At 54.4% G+C, this 1,407-nt stretch carries 3 protein-coding genes; all 3 read right to left on the reverse strand.

Annotated elements, in window-relative coordinates:
- A partial coding sequence (locus A5673_RS28650; protein WP_156748512.1) for a bifunctional 2-polyprenyl-6-hydroxyphenol methylase/3-demethylubiquinol 3-O-methyltransferase UbiG occupies positions 1–383 on the reverse strand: 383 nt, incomplete at its 3' end.
- Positions 367–765: a glycosyltransferase family 2 protein gene (locus tag A5673_RS29280; RefSeq protein ID WP_156748514.1), complete on the reverse strand. Its 399-nt coding sequence runs from the start codon at positions 763–765 to the stop codon at positions 367–369. The genes A5673_RS28650 and A5673_RS29280, both read right to left, overlap by 17 nt.
- A 54-nt stretch (positions 766–819) precedes the next feature.
- Positions 820–1,407, reverse strand: a 588-nt coding sequence (locus A5673_RS29680; protein WP_197518454.1) for a hypothetical protein, incomplete at its 5' end; no start/stop codon positions are given.

A 1,407-nucleotide genomic window follows, 5' to 3' on the forward strand; every position in this document is an offset into this window, starting at 1 on the left:
ATATAACGTTTGTCCGGTATGGCAAGCGAAAGGATTCCCCCAGGCTCCATGAATCCGTGGATTTCATTGAACCACCCAAGCGGGTTCGGGACGTGTTCGATCACATGGGAGGCAACAACGTAGTGGAATCGGCGTGATCCGACTGCATCCCTTAGGCCCGAGGGGCCGACCACGATGTCTACATCTTGGATGTGGTCGTTGCTGACGCGCTCACTGTTGCGATACTTGTCACGCAACTTATCTGTAGGCAAGTGATCGGCATATAAAACGCCCGTACCTTTTTTGGGCACTATCGGCTTATGCAGTGGGCCAATTTCCAGCCCTTGCTTCTCGAGCTTCAGGTTTTTGGTGAGGGTCGCGGCACGGTCAAAGGGTGCGGTCATCGGGGTGCTTCCTTAGTAGCGGGACTGGAATACGTGATGAAGTCGCATTGGCGAGCGATAGTGCGGGGTGGTAATAGCGGTCGTTGGGTAACATGTCGCCCCCACCGCGCTCGCATGGCGGCACATTCCCCCTCGAATCGGCGACGCTTAGCCGGTGCGGTGTCTGAGCAGGCGTTGGAGTCCACACGTTGCGGTAGCCTGTCTGCGAAAGACGCAGGCACAAGTCGACATCGTTGGAAGCAATCGCCAGGGATTCGTAGAAGCCGACGTCCTCGACAGGCTGGTCCAAAATAAATTTGTAAGGCGACGCCGGCCGAATAACCATCTTTGACCCTAGATAGCGCCAGGTTATTGGTCGCTGTTGGGGCAGTTCAGATTTCATCAAGCTACACCTTGCTTTCTCGGCTGGTGAGGGGCATCGCCGGTCAGGAACAGCTCAGCCCGTGGCCGCACAGACCGCGCGGCCTTCGAAACGACCGTATTCGAGATAATGCTCCGCGGGGTCGATGCGCGCTTGCGCGATATCTGGGTGATGGTGCAGATAGAACTTTGCATCGAAGTTTTCGGGAAGCGCCTTGTAGCGCCCTTCACGAAATAATGGAATAGATATTATCTGTTCAGACCACTCGAACTTCTCAGGTTTTTGCAGCTGGACAAAGAACTCGTGGCCCACGCTGTCGTGAAAATCAGCCACATAGAAATCAAGGAGCCCAAAGACGCTCAACTGGCGGAGAAGATTGCAAAATGACCTCGGGGTGAATACCGAACAATGCACGTCCAGGTACTCCTCAGAATCCACTGACTCAACTGCTATTCTCAAAGCTTCACGCGGATGCCGCGCGTGTGTCAAGTCGTGTAGGTCGATGTTTCCCCGCCAAGTTATGTTGCCGTCATGTTTTACTACATTAGATAGCGCGTCCAGAATCTGTACGGGCGTTGGCCTTGTAGTTTTCTGCAGCCATGCACCAATCCAATCGGTCGCGGTGGTGAGTCCGCGCAGCCGGTCGAAACAATAACGTTTATC

It is taken from the genome of Mycobacterium sp. E3198, from assembly GCF_001667015.1.
GTDB lineage: Bacteria > Actinomycetota > Actinomycetes > Mycobacteriales > Mycobacteriaceae > Mycobacterium.

Bases quoted from the DNA above. Each gene is read 5' to 3' on its own strand.
- A5673_RS29280 (WP_156748514.1), bottom strand. From the start codon at position 765: ATGAAATCTGAACTGCCCCAACAGCGACCAATAACCTGGCGCTATCTA.